Annotated in this window: 16 protein-coding genes; 11 read left to right on the top strand and 5 right to left on the bottom strand. The window is 62.2% G+C overall.

Features of this window, described 5'->3' with window-relative positions; genetic code table 11:
• Positions 1-2: 2 nt before the first annotated feature.
• Together ACZ5MJ_RS23530 and ACZ5MJ_RS23525 are read left to right on the top strand one after the other, a co-directional pair.
• Complete coding sequence (locus ACZ5MJ_RS23530) at positions 3-1,634, top strand: GMC family oxidoreductase (RefSeq protein ID WP_464226067.1); 1,632 nt, start codon at positions 3-5, stop codon at positions 1,632-1,634.
• Positions 1,635-1,754: 120 nt separating this feature from the next.
• Positions 1,755-3,065, top strand: a complete 1,311-nt coding sequence (locus ACZ5MJ_RS23525) for an MFS transporter (RefSeq protein ID WP_464226066.1) — start codon at positions 1,755-1,757, stop codon at positions 3,063-3,065.
• Positions 3,066-3,197: 132 nt separating this feature from the next.
• Here the strand turns inward: ACZ5MJ_RS23525 and ACZ5MJ_RS23520 are convergent, their stop codons facing one another.
• The gene (locus tag ACZ5MJ_RS23520) at positions 3,198-3,851 is read right to left on the bottom strand and encodes a hypothetical protein (RefSeq protein ID WP_464226065.1); all 654 of its coding nucleotides are present in this window, start codon (positions 3,849-3,851) and stop codon (positions 3,198-3,200) included.
• A 222-nt stretch (positions 3,852-4,073) separates the two neighbouring features.
• On the opposite strand from ACZ5MJ_RS23520, the gene ACZ5MJ_RS23515 reads away from it, so the two are divergent.
• Positions 4,074-4,817 (top strand): SDR family NAD(P)-dependent oxidoreductase, encoded by a 744-nt coding sequence (locus ACZ5MJ_RS23515; protein WP_464226064.1) that lies wholly within the window; start codon positions 4,074-4,076, stop codon positions 4,815-4,817.
• Between the two features lie 90 nt (positions 4,818-4,907).
• Here ACZ5MJ_RS23515 and ACZ5MJ_RS23510 read toward each other — a convergent pair whose 3' ends face one another.
• Positions 4,908-5,240 (bottom strand): hypothetical protein, encoded by a 333-nt coding sequence (locus tag ACZ5MJ_RS23510; RefSeq protein ID WP_464226688.1) that lies wholly within the window; start codon positions 5,238-5,240, stop codon positions 4,908-4,910.
• A 450-nt stretch (positions 5,241-5,690) separates the two neighbouring features.
• Positions 5,691-7,046, bottom strand: a complete 1,356-nt coding sequence (locus tag ACZ5MJ_RS23505; RefSeq protein WP_464219218.1) for an IS1182 family transposase — start codon at positions 7,044-7,046, stop codon at positions 5,691-5,693.
• 419 nt (positions 7,047-7,465) lie between these two features.
• On the opposite strand from ACZ5MJ_RS23505, the gene ACZ5MJ_RS23500 reads away from it, so the two are divergent.
• Both ACZ5MJ_RS23500 and ACZ5MJ_RS23495 read left to right on the top strand, forming a co-directional pair.
• Complete coding sequence (locus ACZ5MJ_RS23500; protein WP_464226062.1) at positions 7,466-8,626, top strand: porin; 1,161 nt, start codon at positions 7,466-7,468, stop codon at positions 8,624-8,626.
• Between the two features lie 428 nt (positions 8,627-9,054).
• Entirely contained in the window at positions 9,055-9,741 is a 687-nt protein-coding gene (locus tag ACZ5MJ_RS23495; RefSeq protein ID WP_464226061.1) for a Crp/Fnr family transcriptional regulator, read from the top strand.
• Between the two features lie 38 nt (positions 9,742-9,779).
• On the opposite strand, the gene ACZ5MJ_RS23490 is transcribed toward ACZ5MJ_RS23495, so the two are convergent.
• Positions 9,780-10,742, bottom strand: coding sequence for a PDR/VanB family oxidoreductase (locus ACZ5MJ_RS23490; RefSeq protein WP_464226060.1), 963 nt, complete (start codon positions 10,740-10,742; stop codon positions 9,780-9,782).
• A gap of 420 nt (positions 10,743-11,162) precedes the next feature.
• Here ACZ5MJ_RS23490 and ACZ5MJ_RS23485 point away from each other — a divergent pair, with 420 nt between their 5' ends.
• The 4 genes from ACZ5MJ_RS23485 (at position 11,163) to ACZ5MJ_RS23470 (ending at position 18,064) form a co-directional block, all read left to right on the top strand.
• Positions 11,163-12,011 (top strand): fumarylacetoacetate hydrolase family protein, encoded by an 849-nt coding sequence (locus tag ACZ5MJ_RS23485; protein ID WP_464226058.1) that lies wholly within the window; start codon positions 11,163-11,165, stop codon positions 12,009-12,011.
• A gap of 2 nt (positions 12,012-12,013) precedes the next feature.
• Positions 12,014-13,189 carry a Rieske 2Fe-2S domain-containing protein gene (locus tag ACZ5MJ_RS23480; protein WP_464226057.1) on the top strand — a complete coding sequence of 392 codons (1,176 nt, stop codon included), beginning with the start codon at positions 12,014-12,016 and terminating at the stop codon, positions 13,187-13,189.
• Between the two features lie 64 nt (positions 13,190-13,253).
• A complete protein-coding gene (locus ACZ5MJ_RS23475) occupies positions 13,254-14,234 on the top strand; it encodes a Bug family tripartite tricarboxylate transporter substrate binding protein (protein ID WP_464226056.1) in 981 nt (326 codons plus the stop codon).
• Between the two features lie 302 nt (positions 14,235-14,536).
• On the top strand, positions 14,537-18,064 hold the full coding sequence (locus ACZ5MJ_RS23470; RefSeq protein WP_464226055.1) for an indolepyruvate ferredoxin oxidoreductase family protein: 3,528 nt from the start codon (positions 14,537-14,539) through the stop codon (positions 18,062-18,064).
• A 244-nt stretch (positions 18,065-18,308) separates the two neighbouring features.
• Here ACZ5MJ_RS23470 and ACZ5MJ_RS23465 read toward each other — a convergent pair whose 3' ends face one another.
• Positions 18,309-19,055, bottom strand: a complete 747-nt coding sequence (locus ACZ5MJ_RS23465; RefSeq protein WP_464226054.1) for an NUDIX hydrolase — start codon at positions 19,053-19,055, stop codon at positions 18,309-18,311.
• A 91-nt stretch (positions 19,056-19,146) separates the two neighbouring features.
• Between ACZ5MJ_RS23465 and ACZ5MJ_RS23460 the strand changes: the two genes are divergently transcribed.
• Together ACZ5MJ_RS23460 and ACZ5MJ_RS23455 are read left to right on the top strand one after the other, a co-directional pair.
• Positions 19,147-20,175, top strand: coding sequence for an SPFH domain-containing protein (locus tag ACZ5MJ_RS23460; RefSeq protein ID WP_464226053.1), 1,029 nt, complete (start codon positions 19,147-19,149; stop codon positions 20,173-20,175).
• Positions 20,172-21,104 (top strand): diacylglycerol kinase catalytic domain-containing protein, encoded by a 933-nt coding sequence (locus ACZ5MJ_RS23455; RefSeq protein WP_464226052.1) that lies wholly within the window; start codon positions 20,172-20,174, stop codon positions 21,102-21,104. The genes ACZ5MJ_RS23460 and ACZ5MJ_RS23455 overlap by 4 nt, the downstream gene beginning before the upstream one ends.
• The last annotated feature ends 38 nt before the right edge of the window (positions 21,105-21,142 follow it).

Here is a 21,142-nt window from a genome sequence, read left to right as displayed (position 1 = left end):
CCGTGAATTCCCAAACCGCAGATACATACGACTACATCGTGGTGGGCGCCGGCTCGTCCGGCGCAACGCTGGCGACTCGCCTTGCCGAGCGCGGCAAGGGCAAGGTGCTCTTGCTGGAAGCCGGCGCCCCGCGCGACAAGGACTTCTGGGTCACCGTGCCGCTGGGAGTCGCCAAGCTGCTGCTCAATCCCGACTACGTCTGGCCCTTCCAGACCGAGGCCCAGCCCCAGCTTGCCGGGCAGAAGATTTACTGGCCGCGTGGCCGCCTGCCCGGCGGCTCGAGTTCGGTCAACGGCATGATCTTCGTGCGTGGCGAGCCCGCCGAGTTCGATCACTGGGCCGCGCTCGGCAACCAGGGTTGGGACTACGCATCGCTGCTGCCGTATTTCATGCGCCTGGAAAGGACCGAGTGCGGCCAGGACGAAGTGCGAGGCCGCAGCGGACCGATCAGCGTGTCGTCGGTGTCGACAGTCCATCCGAACCCGCTCAGCGATGCGTTCGTGCAAGCCTGCCAGCAGGCCGGCATTCCGGCGGCCAGCGACTACAACGGCGGCGTCTACGAGGGCGTGAGCTACCTGCAACTGTCCACTGGCGGTGGCAGGCGCTGCAGTACGGCGGTTGGCTACCTGCGCGGCAGGCCGCAGGCCAATCTGGTGCTGGCAACCGAGGCGCTCGGCACGCGCGTGCTGTTCGATGGCCAGCGCGCCGTTGGCGTGGAGTACGAGCAAGGGGGCATTCGGCGCCGCGCGATGGCGGCGCACGAGGTCATCCTCAGCGCGGGCCCGATCAAATCGCCGCAACTGCTCGAACTCTCAGGCATCGGCGACGGGGCGCGTCTGCAGGCACTCGGCATCCCTGTGCTTCAGCACCTGCCCGGCGTTGGGGAGAACCTTATCGACCATTTGCAGTCGCGTATCACCTTTGAATGCACCAGGCCGATCACGCTCAACGAGATCGTGCGCAGCCCGATCCGGCAAGGCTGGATGGGCATGCGTTACCTGATGACCCGGCGCGGCATCATGGCCACGCCGTCGGCTACCGTCCACGCACTGGCGCGCACGTCCGGGTTGCCCGGGCGCCCGGCGGTCAAGATTCAGCTTCACCACCTCACCGGCGCGGATCGCTACGCCGGAAGGGGCTTCGGCCTCGATCCGTTCCCCGGCTTCGCGGTAGGCTTCTTCCAGTTGCGACCGGATTCGCGCGGTCACCTGCATATCCGCAACACCGACCCGCATGAAGCGCCCGTGATTGAGCCGCGCTATCTCAATACCGAGAGCGACCGGCACGCGATGCTGGAAGCGCTGCGCCTCTCGCGCAACGTCGCGCAGCAGCGAGGGCTGTCCGGCTACGTGGCACGCGAAACCCGGCCAGGCGCGGACGTGCAGGATGACGCCGGCCTGCTGGAATACATCAAGACGTCGGGGCAGACGTCGTGGCACCCGATCGGGACCTGCAAGATGGGCAGTGATCCGATGGCCGTCGTGGACAGCCAGCTACGTGTGCATGGCATGGCCAGCTTGCGCGTGGTGGACTCTTCCATCATGCCGACCATGTGCTCGTCGAACACCAACGCCGCGTCGATCATGATCGGAGAGAAGGCGGCCGACATGATCCTCGGTGCCGCGCGCGGCTGAGCGGAACTGACACCGCGCAGGCATACCCCACCTCTACGCCATGCGATCTGGCGCGTACTCGGCGATGACAGGCCGCGCCAAGACGGCCACGGCATCCCAACACAATATCTCGGAGACAACATGAGCCCTATCTACGAACCCGCCAAGGCGTGGCGAATGGCGGTCCTGCTGTTCCTGTTCATGGTGGTGAATTTCCTGGACAAGATCGTCATCGGCCTGCTGGCCGTGCCGATGATGGAGTCACTGCACTTGACACCATCGCAGTTCGGGTTGGTGGCAAGCAGCTTCTTCTGGCTGTTTGCGATCGCCGGCGTGGCGGGCGGTTTCATGGCCAACCGGGTCGCCACCACCACGATGCTGCTGGTGATGTCGCTGACATGGTCGGTGTTTCAGATTCCCCTGGCAATGTCCTCGAGTCTGGCGGTGCTCATACTGTCGCGGGTGCTGCTTGGTATTGCGGAAGGTCCGGCGTTTCCGATCGCCGTGCACGCGGCCTACAAATGGTTTCCCGACGACAGGCGCAATGTGCCGGTCGCGTTTTTCTCGCAGGGCGGTAGTGTCGGCCTGCTGATCGCGGGCATCGTGATTCCGCAGATCACGCAGCATTGGGGCTGGCGGGCGAACTTCTATGTGCTTTCCGCCGTCGGCCTGATCTGGGCCCTGCTGTGGATGGCGCTTGGCCGCGAGGGGCGTATCGATGCAAGGCATTCCGGGGTGACCACCGTCGGAACCGATGACCGGCTGCCCTATGCGAGGCTGCTCTCGGATCCAACCGTGCTTGCCTGCTTCCTTCTGCATTTCGTTGCCTACTGGGCGCTCGCGCTGACGCTGACGTGGCTGCCAGCCTATCTGGAGCGCGGGCTCGGCTATTCTGGCATCCAGGCCGGCCGTCTCTATGCGGTCATCGTCGCGATCAGCATGCCGACGGTGATTGGCTGCTGCTGGCTCGCCCAACGGATGCTGAAGCGTGGCGCGACTTCGCGTGCAGCCCGCGGCATCTTCTCCGCAGCGACGCTGCTGCTTGCAGGGGGAGCGTTCATTGCCGTGTGGGCGACGGATCTTGCGCCGATCTGGCGCGTGGCACTGATCGGTGTGGCCGTGGGCGTTTCCCCGACGATCTACTCGCTGGGCCCGGCCATGCTGGCGGAAGTGACTCCGGGCGCGCAGCGTGGCGCCATCCTCGCCATCGACAATTCCATCGCTTCTGTCGCGGGCGTGTTGGCACCATTGGTATCCGCGTTGTTCATTGAAGGGATTGGCGGCGCGAAGGGCTACCAGGCGGGCTTTGCCTTTTGTGGCGCCATCATGGTTGTCGGCGGGGTGCTCGGCGGGTTGATGATCAATCCCGAGAAGTCGCGGCGCACCGTGTCACGCTATCTCGCGACACGCACGGCGAGCGGGGCGACTGGTCCGCAGTCCGTGGCGGGATAAGCAGGGATGGAGCCGGGAGCCGATGCCATTGAAGCATCGTTCAAGCGGCGGAGACCGGTTCACCTGCCTCCGCCGACTGCCGATGCCTTCCGTGGCACCACGGACCTGGCGCTGCCGTGTCGGAAATCAGCTTTACGCTGAAAAACCTTGACTGACCACCTCAGGGCGTGACTCGGCCTCTCGATTCTTCGCCTCTTCAATGTCAGCTTCCAAGGTACTACGGCCTCCCGGCGAACTATGTCGGCCGGCGGGTCTTTCGGATGCGTTCTGTGCCTCCCGTCTTGGCGGCGATTGGACGGGTTCGGCACACTGACTCCAGGGGTGGCGTTCGGGAAGATCATCGCTCGCGCCTGGGGCGAGAAGGGCAAGCCTCTGTCTGACTTGCCGGATCGATGAAGTCTGATCGTATATGCCGCAATGATCCCATGATGCGATCAGGTGGTGATGCCGCTCCGCAGCCGTCGACTTCCCCGGACAGAACGCGGCACCGGCCTTGAGCAGGGCATCCACATAGCCTGCCTGCGGGGAACCCGACATGGTGTGCGCCAGATCAGGCGCCGCTGCCGCCAGCGGGTCGAGAGACTTCGCCAGCGCCATGGCATCGTCGGCAAGTCGGGGGAGCGGGAAGCGCCCGCCCGGCGCAAGGGTGACTACTGTCACAAAAGAGACAGTCCAGTGCGTTCGGTTCTCGCATTGGTCTCCGGCGCCGTCGATCATATATCGAGTGTCACCCGACAAAGAAAGCTGAGTCAACGTGGTTTGGCAATTGTCGGTGCGACTGCTCAACGATTTTTCCCTGGGATGGTTTCCACAAATGCTCAAACTGCACGGGCGCGCTCTTGCGGTACGAGGCGCTGACGCGGGCCGCCAAGCTGGCGGCTGTGACGCATTCCTGCTCCGTCGAGTGGGCGTACGACGCTCCCCGACCGCAGAAGAATCGTGCCTGAATGGCGAGATGTTGCATTGGCGAGGCAGCCCTGAAATTCTATGACGACAACGCAGACGTGTATGAATGCAAACCAAATCAGCGTGAGCTTGCAAGGCAAGGTCGCAGTCATTACCGGTGCCGGACGAGGCATTGGCCGCGCAGTCGCAATTGCCTATGCGGCAGCCGGAGCAGCGATCGTCTGCGGCGCCCGGTCCAAGAGTGAGATTGATGAAACGGTCGAGTTGGTTTCCAGACAGGGAGGACGAGCGGCCGCCGTGACGATGGATGTGACAAATTACGCCACCGTGGAGGCTATGTACGCCAAGGCCGCTGCGGAGTTTGGCGGCGTTGACATTGTCGTAATCAATGCGGGTGCCGCGATGGAACGGAGCACAATTGAGGAGTCTGATCCAGAGTTGTGGCGAAAGACGATCGACGTGAACCTGACGGGCGCCTTCAATACGGCTAACGCCGCGATTCCTCATCTGCGTCGGCGTGGAGCGGGAAAAATGATCATAGTTGGATCTGGAATGCGGGGTCGGCCCAATAAGGGTGTGTCGGCTTATGCCTGCTCCAAGGCGGGCTTGTGGATGCTGACACAGAGCCTGGCGTCGGAATTGAACGAAGCCAGGATCTCTGTGAACGAGTTGATTCCAGGACCAGTTCGGACCGCCATTACGGGCTTCGGCGAAAAGTTCATCACTTCCGGGGAGGAATGGCTGAAGGATCCCGAGGATGTAGTGCCGATGGCGCTGTTTTTGGCGGGCCAACCAGATTCCGGGCCATCAGGTCAGAGCTACAGCCTGATGCGCCGGGTAGGCTGAAAAGAGTTCTTCACCGATCTTCGGGGACGGCCGCCCGGAGCTTGAGGAGGGAGCAGCGGGCATCCCGGAAGTCATAGTTCATGTGCTTGATCACTTTGATCCGGTTCTTGATGCCTTCTGCCATATTGGTACCCAAAGGCACAGTACGAAGATGATCAGCAGCGTGAATGGGACCACCCCCTTCAGCTTGAGGTGGCCTGCTCCAAGCACCGTCCTGGCCACAGCCGTCTGTATATCCTGAACCGCCGAGCGCAGGTCCAGCCCGCGAATGTCGACGTACACCCGACCGGACATGCGGGCGTTTTCGCTGCGCAGCATCGGTGGACACTGCACCACCTGAAAGCGAGCCACGTCGGATAGCAGCATCGCCGCGATCGCAATGGTCGTCTTCGACCCGGTCAGCACCCTTGCGGGGCGAGCCATATGGGCGCCGCCTTCCCGAAACGCTACTTCGACGCCTTTGCGCTGGTCTCGTCGCAGCGCACTCGGCGGCGCTTGCAGTCTTGTTCGTAAATCGCTGTATGCGGAACCGTACGTACGGTGTGTGAGAGCGCCGGGGGATGATCCCTCAGCCTACACGATGGTTCTTCCCCAAGATCCGGAGAAGGCAAGGCCTTTGAATCCTGGCGACAATGAATTTGTAATGGAAACAATATGTACATTTCGCTGCATGACCTGCTCGCCTCACCACTAGCCGTTCCCTAGGAGTTCGTCGGAGTTGAGGTGAAGCGTGATTCAAAACATCAGGTCGTGACGGGGTTCGCTTCGGTTGGCGGGCTCATCGCAGTCGTGATACGCGATGAAGGTATTTGAGAGTGGATGAGGAAGGCAATCGGGTGCTTTTTGACCGCACAAGAAGCCCGCTGATCGGCCCTATGCACCCCGTAATACGTTCATCCGCTTGATGTTCCACGCGAGCGCCACCAGCGACCATTCCGCCGCGACGTTGGACAGTCCGCGCAGCGAGAACTGCCGGAATCCCATCACTCGCTTGATGATGCCGAACACCGGCTCGACCGTGCTCTTGCGCAGCCCGTACAGTGCTCGCCCCGCCTTCGTTTTGTGTCGGTGTGTCATCCTGACGATTGGATCGGTGCTCTCAGGCGGCGCCGGATCGTCGGCGAAGCGTTCCATCAGCGGCAGATGATGGGCGTCGCGCTGGATCGCAATCAGCGGGGTGATGTCCGCCGCCTCGCAGGTGACGACGTTGGCCGCACTGAAGTAGCCCGCATCCGCCAGCAAAATCTCAGGCTGGCCCAATGGCTCGGGCAGCGCCCCCAGCACGTCGATCATCGGTGCGACCTGGCGCTTGTCGTTGCTTTGCTGGGTCACTGAGGTGCCCACGATCAACATCGTCTCGACATCCACCGCTGCCTGCGCGTTGTAGCCTTGCTCGAAGCCGCCGCTGGACACCGGCATGATGCGCGACTCTTCGTCCGTCAGGTTGATCTGGTCGCGTTCCTTGGCACCGCCTTGCGGCGGCTCCGGGTCCTTGCCCCGCGGCTTCTTGCCGTCTTTGCGCTGCGCCTCGCGACGCGCCACCTTGGCTTCATACTCCTGCTGCTCTTGCTCGAACCGTTCCTGCGCCCGTGCCTCGATCTTCGCCTTCGCTTCGGCCAACGCCTTCAGTCGCGCTTCGCGCCGTGCGATCTCCGCCGGTACATCCATCCCATCTGGCAGACTCTCTCGATCGGCGGTCTCGGCCATCGCCATCAACTGCTGCACTTCTTCATGCAACTGCGCTTCGATCCGGCCGATATACCCGTGCGACAGCGCGCGGTGCCTGCTCGCATTCGCCTTCACCTTGGTGCCATCCAGCGCAATCCGGCCCAGCTTGACCAGCTTCATCTCCTTCGCGATCAGCAGCACCTGCACGAACAGCTTCTCTAACTGGCTCGCAAACCGCTTGCGAAAGGTGGCCAGCGTGTCATGGTCCGGATGCGTGTTCGCCGCAATGTAGCGGAACGCCACCGAGTCATAGGTCGCTCTCTCAATCTTGCGGCTCGAAGACACTCCGGTCGCATACCCGTACACCAGCAAGCCAAGCAGCACCTCGGGGTGATGCGCCGCCATGCCGCGACCCGCGTACGCCCCACTCAGCTCCGACAGGTCCATCTGCTCGATGACTTCCACTACGAACCGCGCCAGATGACCTTCCGGCAACCAGTCCTCCACTGACGGTGGCAACAGATAGTCGGTCTGACGATCAACGGGCACGAAACGACTCATCTATGGGCTCACTCAGCGAACTGTGAATTTATCAACGCCCAACCCGTCCCGCCGGACGACTGGAGATCCCGAAAATCCGACAAACTCCTAGCATCAGCAATGCCCCCGTCAATTGCTGGCTCGCGTCCATTTCAGAAGTTTCCCCGGAAGACTGTGCGTCGCTGAAGGCGGGGCGCACTTCAGGCTTCTGCGCAATTGCGCTTTCTCGGTGCGGAGATCGCCCGCTGGTCAATGGCAAATGTCGTGCCACGCGTCTATCTGGCATGGCGGCATGCCGTCGTGGCATGAATTGGGTGCGATGGGAGACGCCGGATTTCGCGGCCTTCTCCCAGGGGCGGCGGCCGAAGAGCCCGATGTCGTAATGGTTGTGCCCTGGAAACAATGAACTGAAAGCTATAAGCCAAGGAGGATGGGAGTTGATGAAAAGAATGATCTCTGCCGCGGTCACCGTTCTGGCATGCGGTGCAGCACAGGCGCAATCCAGCGTGACGCTATACGGTGTGGCCGACGTCAATGTCGAATATGTCAATCATGTCGGCACCGTGCCGCAGGCAAGCAATGGATTCAATTCCGGCGTGGCCCACTCGGTGGTTCGTGAGAACTCCGGCGGATACTCCGGCTCGCGTTGGGGTCTTCGCGGTACAGAGGACCTTGGTGGCGGCTTGAAGTCTATCTTCGTGCTGGAAACCGGCTTCAATGTCGATACCGGTACCCTGCAGCAGGGCGGGCGCCTCTTTGGTCGCCAGGCTTACGTTGGTCTCGACACGCAGTTTGGCCAGTTCACGTTTGGCCGGCAGTACCAATCGCTGTTTGCCGCGCTTGCCAACTTCGTGCCGGCGCGATATGCCACGCAGTATGAGGCGGTAAGTGTCATCGCCGGTTCCAACTTCCGCCAGGACAACGTGGCGAAGTACACCGGGACCTTTGGTCCCATCACGGCACAGGCGCACTGGTCGTTCGGTGTCGGGGTTTCACCTTCGCAGGTCAACCCCGGCGTTCCGGCTGCGGGCGGCAACGGTGAAATTCCGGGGCAGTTCCGCCGTGACTCCGCCTACGGTGCAGGGGTGAACTACATGTCAGGACCAATCGGGTTGGGGATCGGCTATGACCAGTGGAATCCCACTATCGGCACCGGCAATGGTACATACAAGAAAGCCGCAGTCATGGCTCGCTACGCGTTCAATGGTACGGCAGTGCTGATGGGCGGTTACCGCTGGGCGCAGAACAGGGACCAGACTGGTCGGCTGCTTCAGCGCGATGACTTCTACTGGATTGGCGGTCAGTATCGAGTGTCGCCGACGCTGGATTTCACGCTCGAGTATGACTACCAGAACGTGAAGAGTCTGGGCGGAAGCACCCAGGTTCCCAACCCCTGGCAAATTCTCCTGATCGCGGACTATTCGTTTTCCAAGCGTACCGACATCTACCTGACCACGGCCTATAGCCGGAACGCCGGCCTGGCCATGGACTCGGCGGCCAGCGGCTTCTCCGCCAGCCTGGCGAGTGGCAATGTCTACGCGCTGGCCACCGGGCAGAAGTCCAGTTTCGGTGCCGCCATCGGTATCCGTCACGTGTTCTGACGACAAGCCTGGCGATCCCGCGGACTGGCGGCTATGTGCGCAGCACGCTTCAGGATCAAGCGGCTGCGGATGATTGGCCAGTGTCGAAAACTTCATCCCCGATACCGCACGCCTGGCAGAATGACACTTTCCTCGGTATCTGGACTTTAATGGTTCCACAGGCATCGCCTGTGGAACCCTTTTCCATGCTGGTAGCTTGGCCCAGGCACGCCATCTGCACGCGGCCATCCTTGTCCGGGCCGAGATTTGTACTGGGTTGCTGCAATCGACGCGCCGGCCCCGGATCGCGCTGGAGCCAGAGGGCGACAGCTTCATTGTCGATCCGTCCGGTGCCTCCACACGGATGCCTTGAGCCGTCATGGATAACGACGTGTGGCGGTTTTTCCCTATAGGCGGTTCCGAATCGTACGAGGGACAATCCATGGGCTATGAGCCGCGTCCTCACCAAACTTTCCATTACACAGTCGGAATTGTTCTCCGGTTGGCCCGGCGAAGCCGTCGAAAGACTGATCGCGGCGGCTGATGTCGTGAGCTACGATGCCAATGCCTGTGTGCATCGTTCAGGAGATGTCGCCGATTTCCTTTATCTCGTGGTCACGGGATCCATGCAACTGTCGCGTCGCGTGTCCGATCGCGAATTCACGGCATGGCTGTATTTCGCGGGTGATTGTCACGGCATCGGGCCGGTCATTACCAACTCGCCCTTCACCTATACAGCGACCTGCAAGGAACCCACGATGCTGGTACGGATTCCTGCCGCGCTGCTGCGCGACATGGTCCGCGCCGACGGAAGTCTGGCAATCAGCTTGTTCGCCGCCCTGGACCACCGCTATCGCAACGCCTTGAGCCTGTATGAAAGCGCCTCGACATTTTCAACACGTGAACGCATTGCAGCGCTCCTGCTGTCCTTTGTTGCCAGGAACATCCGATGCCGTGAGGCGTCGGAAGTGAACCTGTCCCAGGACGAAATCGCGACCATGCTGGGAACGCGCCGGCAGGTGGTGAACCGTGCGCTGCGCGAGATGGAGCTTGCCGACATCGTCCGGGTGCAGTACGGGCGCATTGCCATTGTCGACAAGGCCAGGCTGTCGGCGATGGCCGAAGGCACCGGGTGACGCTGCACTGACTCGGTCGGCGCAGCGCATTCCTTGCTTCAAAGGTCGAGCACCAGTTCCTCGGAGCTGGCGCGCGAACAGCAAATCAGCATGGTCTTGCCGCAGGCCTGCTCCTGGGGGGAGAGGGCAAGATCGCGATGATCGGGCGTGCCGGAGATGACCGCGGTCTCGCACGCCCGACACACGCCGGCCATGCACGAATATGGCACATCGATACCGGCATTCAGCACCGCATCCAGGATGCTGGTTTTCGGTTCGATCACGATCGTCTTCTGTGTCTTTGAAAGAACGACCCTGAATTCGCCATCTGCATCGGCCCTGGCAGACTGCGCGGGCGCAAAGTACTCGCGGTGGATGGTCGAAGGGTCGCGTCCGGAACAGGCCACTTCAAATGCCTGCAGCATCGGCACCGGGCCGCAGCAGTATACGTGCGCATCGTCGGCGCACGTGCCGACGAGTGCGCGGATATCCAGCATTCTGTCGTTGATCCCGCCGTCAAAAGTCAGCCGCACCTTGTTGCCCGTGCGAACCGCAAGGGTGACGAGCTCATCGACGAACGCGGCGTTGTCCTGGTTGCGCGCGGAGTAATGGAATTCCCACGAGCGGCCGAGTTCGGACAATCGGTGCGCCATGCTCCACAGCGGTGTGACGCCGATGCCGCCCGCGATGAACACCGAGTGACCGGCAGATTCGATCAGCGGAAACGAGTTCCGCGGCGGGGAAACCTGCAGGATCTGGCCTACCCGCAGTACCTCATGGAGGTAGCTTGACCCGCCACGACTGGCCGGGTCCCGGTTGACGCCGATCAGGAATCGATTGTCCTCGCCTGGCCGATTGGTAAGGGAGTAGCTGCGCATGACCCCGTTCGGCAGTACCACATCGATATGCGATCCGGCGATAGCCGTAGGCCAGGTCTCACCGTCGGCCGGCCGAAAATCGAATTCATGAATGCCCTGGGCGAGCCAGGTAATCGAATGCAGGCGGGCTTTAAGGTATTGCATAGTCTCTCCGACCCCCCGCCGGACAGGCCGGAGCGCCTTGGCTGGCTCTGCTGCGGTCTTGGGAGTTGATTGGTTGCGCTGTCGACCGGAGTGAACCGGGCGCGTTGTTGCCGCAGTGCGCGACCTTCGTATGGTGCGGCGGCCGCTTGGCGGAAGCTGGTCCTATTCTGGTAAGTCGGCCCGGTGGCAACAAGTGCGATGGGGATCCGATTGTCCGCAATGTTTCAATCCCGCGGGGGCTCAACGGGCTGGCGCCTGGCGGCCACCTTCTGGTGGGCGGGCTGCGCGGGCTGCGCGGCGCTGGAGTGCGGATCGCTCGAACGAAACAAAAAATACAATCTGGCCGCGCCGTGATTCGACCTCCAAAGTTGTCCGGGCCACAATCAACCTACCAACTACCCAGGTACAGGAGACGGACGAATGTCGGACACTTCAATCAAGATCGGTCGGTTCCAGAGCGGTGACCGCATCTTTATCGGCCGCATGGACAGCGACATGATCGGCTTGCTGGAAGATGGCGATGTGCTCTCCGACGTGCTCGCCAACGGGGCGGCAGCCATGCCCGTCAAGCAGCGCATTTCGGCGCAAGAGGCGGTGCTGCTGCCCCCCGTTGACCCAACCGCGCGGATTTTCGCGGTTGCCATCAACTACCAGGCGCACGGCGTCGAATCCAGCGCCAAGCCGCCTGAGCGCCCGCTGATCTTCTACAAGGCGCCGTCCAATTTCGTCGCCCATGGCGGCGTTCTGGACGCCAACGCGTCTGTCACCTCCCAACTGGACTACGAAGGCGAGATTGCCGTCGTCATCGGCAAGCGCTGCAAGGCGGCGACGGCTGAAACCGCCCTGGACTATGTCGCGGGCATCTGCGCACTGAATGATGGTTCTGCACGCGATCTGGTGAAGCTCGCGGCCGGCGCAGGCTTCTGGCCGGACTGGACGGCGGCGAAAGGCCTCGATGGCGCGTCCGCGCTCGGCCCCACGATCACCTGCGGCCCATCGGTGATCAATGCCCTGCGCGAGCGCACTTTGTCGCTGACCACCCGCCTCAATGGCGAAGTCGTGCAGCAGGGGCACATCTCGGAAATGATCTTCTCGACCGAGCAGATCATCACCACGCTTTCGTCCTACATGACGCTGTTGCCCGGCGACGTGATTGCAACCGGTACGCCGTCAGGCGTCGGTGCATCGCGAAACCGCTTCCTGGCAGGCGGTGATGAGCTTGAAGTCGAGATTGCCGGCTTTGACAAACTGCGTGTAAAGGTGGGCTGAACATGGCACAGGTAAAGAGTAAAGTCTCGGAGCAGCAGGTCGAACGACTGAGGCAGTTGACCGAAGTGGAAAGCGGAACGCCAATGGGCGATCTTCTGCGGCGGTTCTGGCACCCTATTGCGGTCTCGCGGGAAGTCGTCAATGGCAAGGGCAAGGCGGTACGTCTTCTCGGCGAAGACCTTGCGCTATACCGCGGCGAAAGCGGGGAACCGCACTTGGTCGCCGGGCGTTGCGCTCACCGGCTGACATTGCTGCACACCGGATGGATCGAAGGCGAGGAAATCCGGTGCATGTACCACGGCTGGAAGTACGACGCGAGCGGCAAGTGCGTGGAGCGCCCCGCGGAACGCAATTGCCGCGAGTCGAATATCCGCATCTCGGCGTACCCGGTGCGCGAGTATTGCGGCCTGATCTTCGCGTACATGGGGGAAGGGGAGCCGCCGGAGTTCGATCTGCCGCGCAAGGAGGCGTTCGAGAAGGACGGCATGCTGGTGTTCGCGCGCAAGGAGATCTGGCCTTGCCACTGGCTGCAAAATGTCGAGAACTCGCTGGACGCGGTGCATGTCAGCTTTGCGCATCAGATCGGCAAGGTCGGCGTGTTTGGCGAGGCCATCACGACGGATGTGCCGGAGGTCAGGTATCAGGAAACCGAAGCCGGCATTTGCCAGACGGCCTTGCGCGAGGGTTCAGAGCGCGTCAGCGACTGGACCTTTCCCTACGGTAATTACGTCGCGATCCCGGGCCTCAATGTCGATGATCCGTGGACGGAAGTTTCCCACTGGATGGTGCCTGTCGATACCGGGCACACGCTGAAGATTGCCGTGTTCGCGACGCCCTCCACCACGCCGGAGGCCGACCAGGAGCGGATCGATTACTTTGCGGGCTGCGAGGACTACAACTCGGCAGACTTCCATGACGAACTGTTTACCGGACAATATCCCTCGGATCCCCTGATCCGCCTGACGAGCGCGCAGGACTATGTTGCCCTCATCGGCCAAGGCGTGATCGCTGACCGGGTCAACGAGTGCCTGGGCGCATCGGATGTCGGCATTGCCATGCTGCGCAGGATTCTGTGGCGCGAAATGGATGCCCTGCGGGCGGGAGCGCCTGTCAAGGCCTGGCGACGGCTCGAGCGGCCATCGATGCTGTTCACAAGGAAAGATAAAGCAATCGTATAGGCTGCCGCTGGTGCCTGCCAACGACGACGTGGCGGCACCTGCCGAAATTTTAGGAGACAGGATCTTGAACAGACGAATGGTTCTGGGTGCTGCGGGCGCCCTGTTGCTCGCTTGGGGTGGATGGTGGCACGGGATGAGCTATGCGCAGTCGTACCCGGTCAGGCCCATCACACTGGTGGCGCCGGTGGCTGCCGGAAGCAGCGCGGATATCCTGGCGCGCGTGCTTGCAGAGCGGGTTGGTGCGGCGCTCGGCCAATCGGTCGTCGTGGAAAACCGCGCCGGGGCGGGTGGCGTCGGGGCCATCAAGTACGTGGCAAGTGCCAGCCCGGACGGGTACACGCTGGTTCTGATTGGCAGTGGCAATGCGCTGAGCCAGTCACTGTTCAAGACGCCACCTTATGACATCCTGAAAGACCTTGCGATGGTGTCCGACATCGCCAGGACGGACATCGTGGTACTGGCCGGGAAGCACTCCCGGTTCAAGAGCATGAAGGACTTTGTGCAGGGTGCGAGTGACCGTACCAGCCATGTGAAGGTTGGCACGACGCTCATCGGTACCACGCAGCAGATGACTGCGGAACTGCTCAAGGCCTCCATAAAAGCCGACTTCGACGTGATTCCGTTCAAGACGTCATCGAATCTGTATTCGGGTCTGCAAAACGGGGACATCGATGTCGCCTTCGATCTCGCGCCCGCCGTGCTGGCCCAGGTCCGCAATGGCGAAATGCGGGCACTGGCGACGGGTGGCGGACAGCGGTCCGGCCTCTTGCCGGATGTGCCGACGCTCAAGGAGCTCGGCCTCGTCAAGTATGAAATCGTTTCCTCCATGCTGATCGCGGCACCGGCGCGTACACCGGCGCCGATCATCGAGCGGGTCAACAGTGAGCTGCAGCGGGCGCTTCGGCAGCCGGGCGTTCAGCAGCGCATCAAGGATCTTGGCTTCACGGCGACGGGAAGCTCGCCTTCGCAAGCCCGCTTGCTAGCGGAAAAAGAGATGGAGAAATGGCGCAACGTTGTTCACTCCACGAATATTGAGCTGCAATAGATGAGCGTCTGACGGGGTTTCCTTGTCGGTCTCAAGCAACTGAGCGCCGGCATTGGCAGCCGCAAGCGTCTGCTTTGTGGCTGACCTGCGGCGCATCTCTGCAAGGCGCCGGTGCCCTCTGCGCAAACGCGCCGTAGCAGGGTCATCGAATCGGCAGAAGCCCATGCCGATCCCCTGCACGGTTTGCAGGAAGGGCGGCAGGCTGCTTGTGTGGCTCCAGTTTCCGCTCGCGCCCCATGCATCGCAAAGGCATGGCTGGTCGGCTCTCGTCCCATGCCTGGACTATTCCATCCGGATCACCTATGAATACCGCACTCGTTCGAGCTGGCACGAAACTCAATGACAAATACCAGATCCAGGAAGGCTGGGTCTACATGACCGGCATGCAAGCGCTGGTAAGGTTGCCGATCCAGCAACGTTTACGCGATCTGGCGATGGGCTGGAATACGGGAGGGTACATTTCCGGCTACCGGGGCTCTCCCATGGGCCGTTACGACGCGGAACTGTGGGGCGCTCAGGATTTCCTCAGTCAGCACAACATTCAGTTCCGGCCCGGCCTGAACGAGGATCTTGCGGCGACCGCGATCTGGGGCTCGCAATATGTGGGAAGCTTTCCGGGGGCCACGGTCGATGGGGTGTTCGGCTTCTGGTATGGCAAGGGGCCGGGCGTCGACCGGTCTGGCGATGTGCTGCGCCATGCCAACCTGGCAGGCACTTCGCCCAAGGGTGGGGTGGTCTGCCTGGCCGGCGATGATCACGGCGCCAAGTCTTCGACCGTGGCAAATTTCTCCGACCAGATCTTCATGGCGGTCGGCATGCCAGTGCTCTACCCGTCCAACACGCAGGAATTGCTCGACTACGGCTTGCACGGGATCGCCATGTCCCGCTCCAGCGGCTGCTGGGTAGGGATGAAAGTGGTGACAGACGTTGTAGAAGGCGGTGGTTCGGTCTACGTGTCGCAGGATTCGCCACGCATCAGCTTGCCTCAGTCATTGCCAGCGCAACCGGAAGGGGCGGGCAATGAACTCAGCATTCGCAGCATCGATGGACCGCTGCCGCAGGAGGATCGTCTCTATCACCACAAGCTCCAGGCGGTGATGGCATATGCACGCGCCAACGGTCTCAATAGCATCACGACAAATCCCGATAACGCCAGAATCGGCATCGTTTCGGCGGGAAAATCCTGGCAGGATGTGCTGCAGGCGCTGGCGGGCCTGAACCTGAGCGAGGAGCGCCTGGGACAATTGGGTGTTCGCATGCTCAAGATCGGCATGATCTGGCCGCTCGATCCGGTGATCTTGCAGGATTTTGCGAAAGGTCTGGAGACCATCATCGTCGTCGAGGAAAAGCGGCCTATCCTCGAGGAGCAGCTCCGCTCGGCCCTCTACGGCGGTTCAGCAATGCCGCGCATCATCGGCAAGCACTCGGGTGGCGGCGTGTTCGACCCGGCGCGAGGTCCGATGGTTTTCCCGAGCTCCGGAGAGCTGAGCCCCCTGCAGATTGCGGCGGTCATCGCTGACACGCTGCAACTGTCGAATCCGACGTGCAGCTTGCACGAGGCCATGCCGGGTCCCGCGAAAGGCGGGGCAGGCGCACCCATGCGCCTGCCGGGGTTCTGCTCCGGCTGCCCACACAACCGCTCGACCAGGTTGCCGGAAGGCAGCCGGGCGCTGGCGGGCATCGGTTGTCATACGATCGCCATGCTAAACAATCCGGCCCAGACGACCACGGTCTCCCAGATGGGCGGAGAGGGGGTCATGTGGCTGGGCCAGCATGCCTTTACCGAAGAGCGCCACGTCTTTGCCAACCTTGGTGATGGGACCTTCGCCCACTCCGGCTTCCTGGCCGTGCGCCAGGCCGTTGCGGCGGCTGTGCCGATTACCTACAAGGTCCTTTATAACGGCTTCGTGTCGATGACCGGCGGTCAGCCAGTCGAAACCGGGCAATCGCCCGCTCAGATCCTGCATGCGCTGTCGGCTGAAGGCGTGATGAAGATGGCGGTGGTCACCGACGAGCCGGGGAAGTATGAAGGCGTTGGCTTGCCACCGGGTACGGTTGTACATCACCGCAGTGAAATGGAGGCCGTGCAGCGCGATTTCCGCGAATACCTGGGCGTCTCAGTCATCCTGTACGACCAGGTTTGCGCGACGGAGCGACGCCGGCTCAGGAAGCGGGGCAAGCTGCCCGATCCCGACAAGCGCGCCTTTATCAATCCGGCGGTCTGCGAAGGCTGCGGCGATTGCGGCAAGGTCTCCAACTGCATGTCGATCGAACCACTGGAAACCGAACTGGGTCGCAAGCGGCGAATCAACCAGAGCAGTTGCAACAAGGACTATTCCTGCGTGGACGGCTTCTGCCCGAGCTTCGTCACGGTACACGGCGGGAAGGTACGCAGGCCGGGTGCGAACAGCAAGGGCGCAAAGCTGCCCGAGTGGCCGTACGAGCTTCCCGAGCCGGCGATTCCGCTTCTGACCGAGGTCTCCAGCATCCTGATAGTGGGTATCGGCGGCACGGGGGTGGTGACCATCGGACAGACCCTGGCGGTGGCTGCCCACCTGCAGGGCTACTACAGTTCGAACCTCGATATTACCGGTGTGAGCCAGAAATACGGGGCGGTCAGCTCGCACGTGCGCATCGCGCCCAAGCCGGACATGCTGCATGCAACCCGTATCGCCGCGGAAGAATGCAGCACATTGATCGGATGCGATCTCATCGTCGCGGCCGGCGACGAATCGATGTCCAAGCTAAAGGACGGCGTCAGCCAGGGCGTGATCTGCACGGACCTGATTCCCACGGCTGAATTCGCTCGCAATGCCGACTGGCAGATCGACGCCGATGCCTTGGCAAACCAGCTCCGGCAGCGGCTGGGGGAGGGGGCATTGATGCTGGAGGCGCAACGCCTGGCCAGGGAACTGCTGGGCGATGCGATTGCCGCCAACATGTTCCTGCTCGGCGCTGCCTGGCAGCGGGGCCTTGTGCCGGTATCGCTTGAGGCAATACAAGAGGCCATCGAACTCAATGGCGTTTCGGTGCCGATGAACAAGGAGGCTTTTACCTGGGGCCGCCGGGCCGCGCACGACCTGCAGGCCGTGGAGCGGCTGAGCATCGAGAAGGCTCGCCAGTCCGCCCAGGTGATCCAGTTCGTGCCGCGTGCCAAGCGCAGTGTTCCGGACATGGTCCGGCATCGTGCCCAGTTGCTGCGCGAGCACAGTGGGGAAGCCCTTGCCCGGCGATATGAGGAGCGGGTGCGGAGCATCAGTTCCGCCGAGGAGCGGCTGGGTCTCGGCGACGCACTCGGCCGCGCGGTGGCGGAGAATTATTTCAGGCTACTGGCGGTAAAAGACGAATGGGAAGTCGCGCGTCTTTTCAGTCATCGTGATTTCACGGATGCCTTGCAGCGGGAGTTCGAGGGTGAGTACAAGCTGCACTTTCACATTGGCGCCTGGCCGTTTTCCAGGCGGGACCATGCCGGCAACCTCGTCAAGGCTGAAGTGGGACCGTGGTTCATGAAGGCGTTGCGCGCGATGGCGCGCCTGCGGCTCCTGCGCGGTACGATCCTGGACCCGTTCCGGAACAACGCCGAACGACAACTGGACCGTCGCCTGGTCGCTCAGTATGAGGCGGACCTGGAGGAGTTGCTCAAGGCGTTGAACGGAAAGACGCATGCCGTTGCAGTCAGCATCGCCAGAGTTCCGGAAACGGTACGGGGCTACGGCCACGTCAGGGAATCTGCCGCAGCAAAAGCCGACCAGGCGCGTACGGGCCTGCTCAATGATCTGAAGGCCGTGGCAGAAGACGCGGCGCCTCAAGTCATCAATGCGAAAGGCTAGTGTCCTGTCCAGCATGTAACTGGCATTGATCGATACTCGCCCGGCTCCAATCGATCTTGTCATGTTCGCGCAATCGGATCAGCAGAGCCAAGTGCAGGCGTTCCCACCATCACGGGTCGAACCGGCGTAGGTCTTGTGCTGGAGCGGAGCCGACCCTTGAATGTCCACGTGATGAGTAGCGTGGACTGACTGGAGTTGGCCGGGACCTGAAATCCAGGCTCTCGCAAGGGCTTGCAATTCCTGTTCAATCGCGACCACGCGGGCTGAACGTTCGGGGAAATATCACCGGCGCATTGCGGTCGACCAGTCGGAATCCCTTCGCCGGGCGATTGGATTCGCCCTCTGCATATCCAGTCTCCTCAAGGAATCGGGCGGAAAGCATCCGCGTGCGGAACCCGCTCTTGTCGACCGGCCGCCCAAGCACAACCTCGTACGCGTGCTGCAGCTGAGAGAGCGTAAATGGCTCCGGCAGAAGGAACGCCGGTAGCGATGTGTATTCGACCTTGCTGCGTAACCGCTCGACCGCGACTTGCAGGATATCGCGGTGGTCGAACGCGAGTTGGAACTCGCGCAGGACCTTGTCGGCCGGGAACCACGCGACGTCGGCGGCGTTTGCCCCCTTGGCGAGCGCCACGTTGTTGCCCGCAATCAAGGCAAAGTAGACATGGGTGGCTGACCATCCGCGAGGGTCACGCGTGGCACTCCCCCAACTCCCCAGTTGCTCCAGATAAGGACTCCTGACCCCGGTCTTGTCCTCGAGCTTGCGACGCGCGCAGTCCTCGATGGTGCTATCGACCACCGTATCGATAAAGCCGCCAGGCAAGGCCCAGCTGCCGGGAAAGGGTTCGTCACCATCGCCCGGCCGTTGCACGAGCAAGACCTGCAGGGTGTCATCAAGTACCGTAAAGATCACAACATCGACCGACGCATAGGGCGTGGGGAACGCCGGACTACGGCGGGGACGCTGGGGGGAAGGCTGTTTGGCGCTCATCGTCATTCACAAAAGGGCTTGACCGACCCCAGTGTAAGTTGTACTGTGCAACTCATACAAGTTGTACAGTGCAACTTAATGGGGGTTGCAAATGTTCGGCGTTCGTTTCATCAAGTCCCAGCCCACGGTCCACCTGATGCAGTTCCGCGCCGGCAAGGTGGTGCGCGAGGGGTCGGGCCTGTCCTTCTACTACTATGCCCCGACCACCACGCTGGTGGCCGTCCCGATGGCCAGCCAGGACCGCGCGTTCATCCTCGAGCTGGTGACGGCGGACTTCCAGAGCGTCACGGTGCAGGGCCAGGTGACCTACCGTGTCGGCGATCCGCGCCGCACGGCGGCGATGATGGATTTCTCGCTCGCGCGCAATGGCCAGACCTATGTTTCGGAAGACCCCACGCGGCTTGGCGACCGTGTGGCCATGCAGGTCGAAGTGATCGTGCAGCAGGCGGTGCAGGCGCTGGAGTTGAAGCAGGCGCTGCGTTCTTCCGCGCTGCTCGCCCGCACTGCGCAGCAGGAGTTGGCCACGCGGCCCGAAGTGATCGCGCTCGGGCTGGATATCCTCGGCGTATCGATCATGGCGGTAAAGCCGACGCCCGACATCGCGCGAGCACTGGAAGCCGAGGCGCGCGAGTCCAACCTCAAGATGGCCGACGACGCGATCTACCTGCGACGCATGGCGGCGGTGGAAAACGAGCGTGCAATCCGCCAGAACGAGCTGGATACGGATATTGCCGTCGAGCAGAAGAAGCGCCAGATCCAGGAAGCCCAGATGGAGGCCAAGGCTACGCGGATGCGCAAGGAAAATGACCTGCGCAATGAGCAGATGGCGTCCGATATCGAGCTGGATGAGAAGCGCAAGGCCCTGGTCGCCAGCCAGGCAAGCAACAGCCGCACCCTGGCGGAGTCGGAGGCGTACCGGGTGGCCGCCGTGATGCAGGCACTGGACAAGGCGGATCCCCGCATTGTCAGCGCGCTGGCAGCGGCCGGCATGCAGCCTGGCCAACTGATCGCCCAGGCCTTTGGCGGCATCGCGGAACGCGCCGAGCGCATTGGCCAGCTCAATGTTTCGCCGGAACTGCTCCAGGGCATTCTGAGCGCGAACGCCAGGGTGGCATCATGAAAAATGACCATCGCAAGGTTGTATTGGTGACTCGCCGCACCCGGCTCGAGGAGTTGCTGGCCCGGCATCACACGCTGGCGCAAGCCAGGTTCTACCTGGAACATCTGGGCGCCGATTTCTCGGACTATCTCGTGGAAAACGCCGCATATGCCCGCGGCCTCGAAACCGCGGTGCGCACGCTCGAAGCCTGGGGACGCTACCAGGTGGTCGACAGGGCCTACCTGCCGAATTTCATCTTCGCGCCCGGCGATATCGTCGTGGCGCTCGGACAGGATGGGCTGGTGGCGAACGCCATGAAGTACCTGGACGGACAGCCGCTGATCGGTCTCAATCCGGAGCCGAGCCGCTGGGAAGGCATCCTGCTGCCGTTCGAGCCGGGGGACCTGGGCGCTCTGCTGCCAGAGGTTGCACGTGATCACCGGCCCGTGAAGGCGGTAACGATGGCGCAGGCCAGGCTCTCGGACGGGCAAGTGCTTCGCGCCGTCAATGACCTCTTCATCGGGCCGCGCACGCATACCTCTGCCTTGTATGACATTCAGTTTGGCAAGACGCATGAATCGCAGTCGTCCTCCGGCATCATCGTCTCCACGGGATTGGGCTCTACCGCGTGGCTCAAGAGCATCGTCACCGGCTCTCTCGGCATTGCCCGGGCAATGCGCGCGGTGACCGCCGAGATCCGCTACAAGTCCCAGCCCTGGGACAGTCCGCAACTGACCTTTACGGTTCGGGAACCGTTTCCGAGCCGGACGTCATCGGCGCAGCTTGTCTTCGGACGCATCAGCGCGCGCGAGCCACTGCAGCTGCGCTCGCGCATGCCAGAGAACGGCGTCATCTTTTCCGACGGGATGGAGGCGGACTACCTCAGATTTGTAGCCGGAATGGAAGCTACCATCACCGTTGCCGAGAGCCAGGGGCGTCTTGTCGTGTAGCAGGATGCCCGGCCAATCAATGTTGCCCGTTCCTGGCC

The organism is Cupriavidus sp. LA-1 (assembly GCF_055385985.1).
This window is presented reverse-complemented; position numbering and strand designations above follow the sequence as displayed.

Excerpts from the sequence above, each read along its gene's own strand:
- ACZ5MJ_RS23465 (WP_464226054.1), bottom strand. The coding sequence starts at position 19,055 with ATGAGCGCCAAACAGCCTTCCCCCCAGCGTCCCCGCCGTAGTCCGGCG.
- ACZ5MJ_RS23470 (WP_464226055.1), top strand. The coding sequence starts at position 14,537 with ATGAATACCGCACTCGTTCGAGCTGGCACGAAACTCAATGACAAATAC.
- ACZ5MJ_RS23480 (WP_464226057.1), top strand. The coding sequence starts at position 12,014 with ATGGCACAGGTAAAGAGTAAAGTCTCGGAGCAGCAGGTCGAACGACTG.
- ACZ5MJ_RS23485 (WP_464226058.1), top strand. The coding sequence starts at position 11,163 with ATGTCGGACACTTCAATCAAGATCGGTCGGTTCCAGAGCGGTGACCGC.
- ACZ5MJ_RS23495 (WP_464226061.1), top strand. The coding sequence starts at position 9,055 with ATGAGCCGCGTCCTCACCAAACTTTCCATTACACAGTCGGAATTGTTC.
- ACZ5MJ_RS23525 (WP_464226066.1), top strand. The coding sequence starts at position 1,755 with ATGAGCCCTATCTACGAACCCGCCAAGGCGTGGCGAATGGCGGTCCTG.
- ACZ5MJ_RS23490 (WP_464226060.1), bottom strand. The coding sequence starts at position 10,742 with ATGCAATACCTTAAAGCCCGCCTGCATTCGATTACCTGGCTCGCCCAG.
- ACZ5MJ_RS23505 (WP_464219218.1), bottom strand. The coding sequence starts at position 7,046 with ATGAGTCGTTTCGTGCCCGTTGATCGTCAGACCGACTATCTGTTGCCA.
- ACZ5MJ_RS23515 (WP_464226064.1), top strand. The coding sequence starts at position 4,074 with ATGAATGCAAACCAAATCAGCGTGAGCTTGCAAGGCAAGGTCGCAGTC.
- ACZ5MJ_RS23510 (WP_464226688.1), bottom strand. The coding sequence starts at position 5,240 with ATGGCTCGCCCCGCAAGGGTGCTGACCGGGTCGAAGACGACCATTGCG.
- ACZ5MJ_RS23460 (WP_464226053.1), top strand. The coding sequence starts at position 19,147 with ATGTTCGGCGTTCGTTTCATCAAGTCCCAGCCCACGGTCCACCTGATG.
- ACZ5MJ_RS23500 (WP_464226062.1), top strand. The coding sequence starts at position 7,466 with ATGAAAAGAATGATCTCTGCCGCGGTCACCGTTCTGGCATGCGGTGCA.
- ACZ5MJ_RS23455 (WP_464226052.1), top strand. The coding sequence starts at position 20,172 with ATGAAAAATGACCATCGCAAGGTTGTATTGGTGACTCGCCGCACCCGG.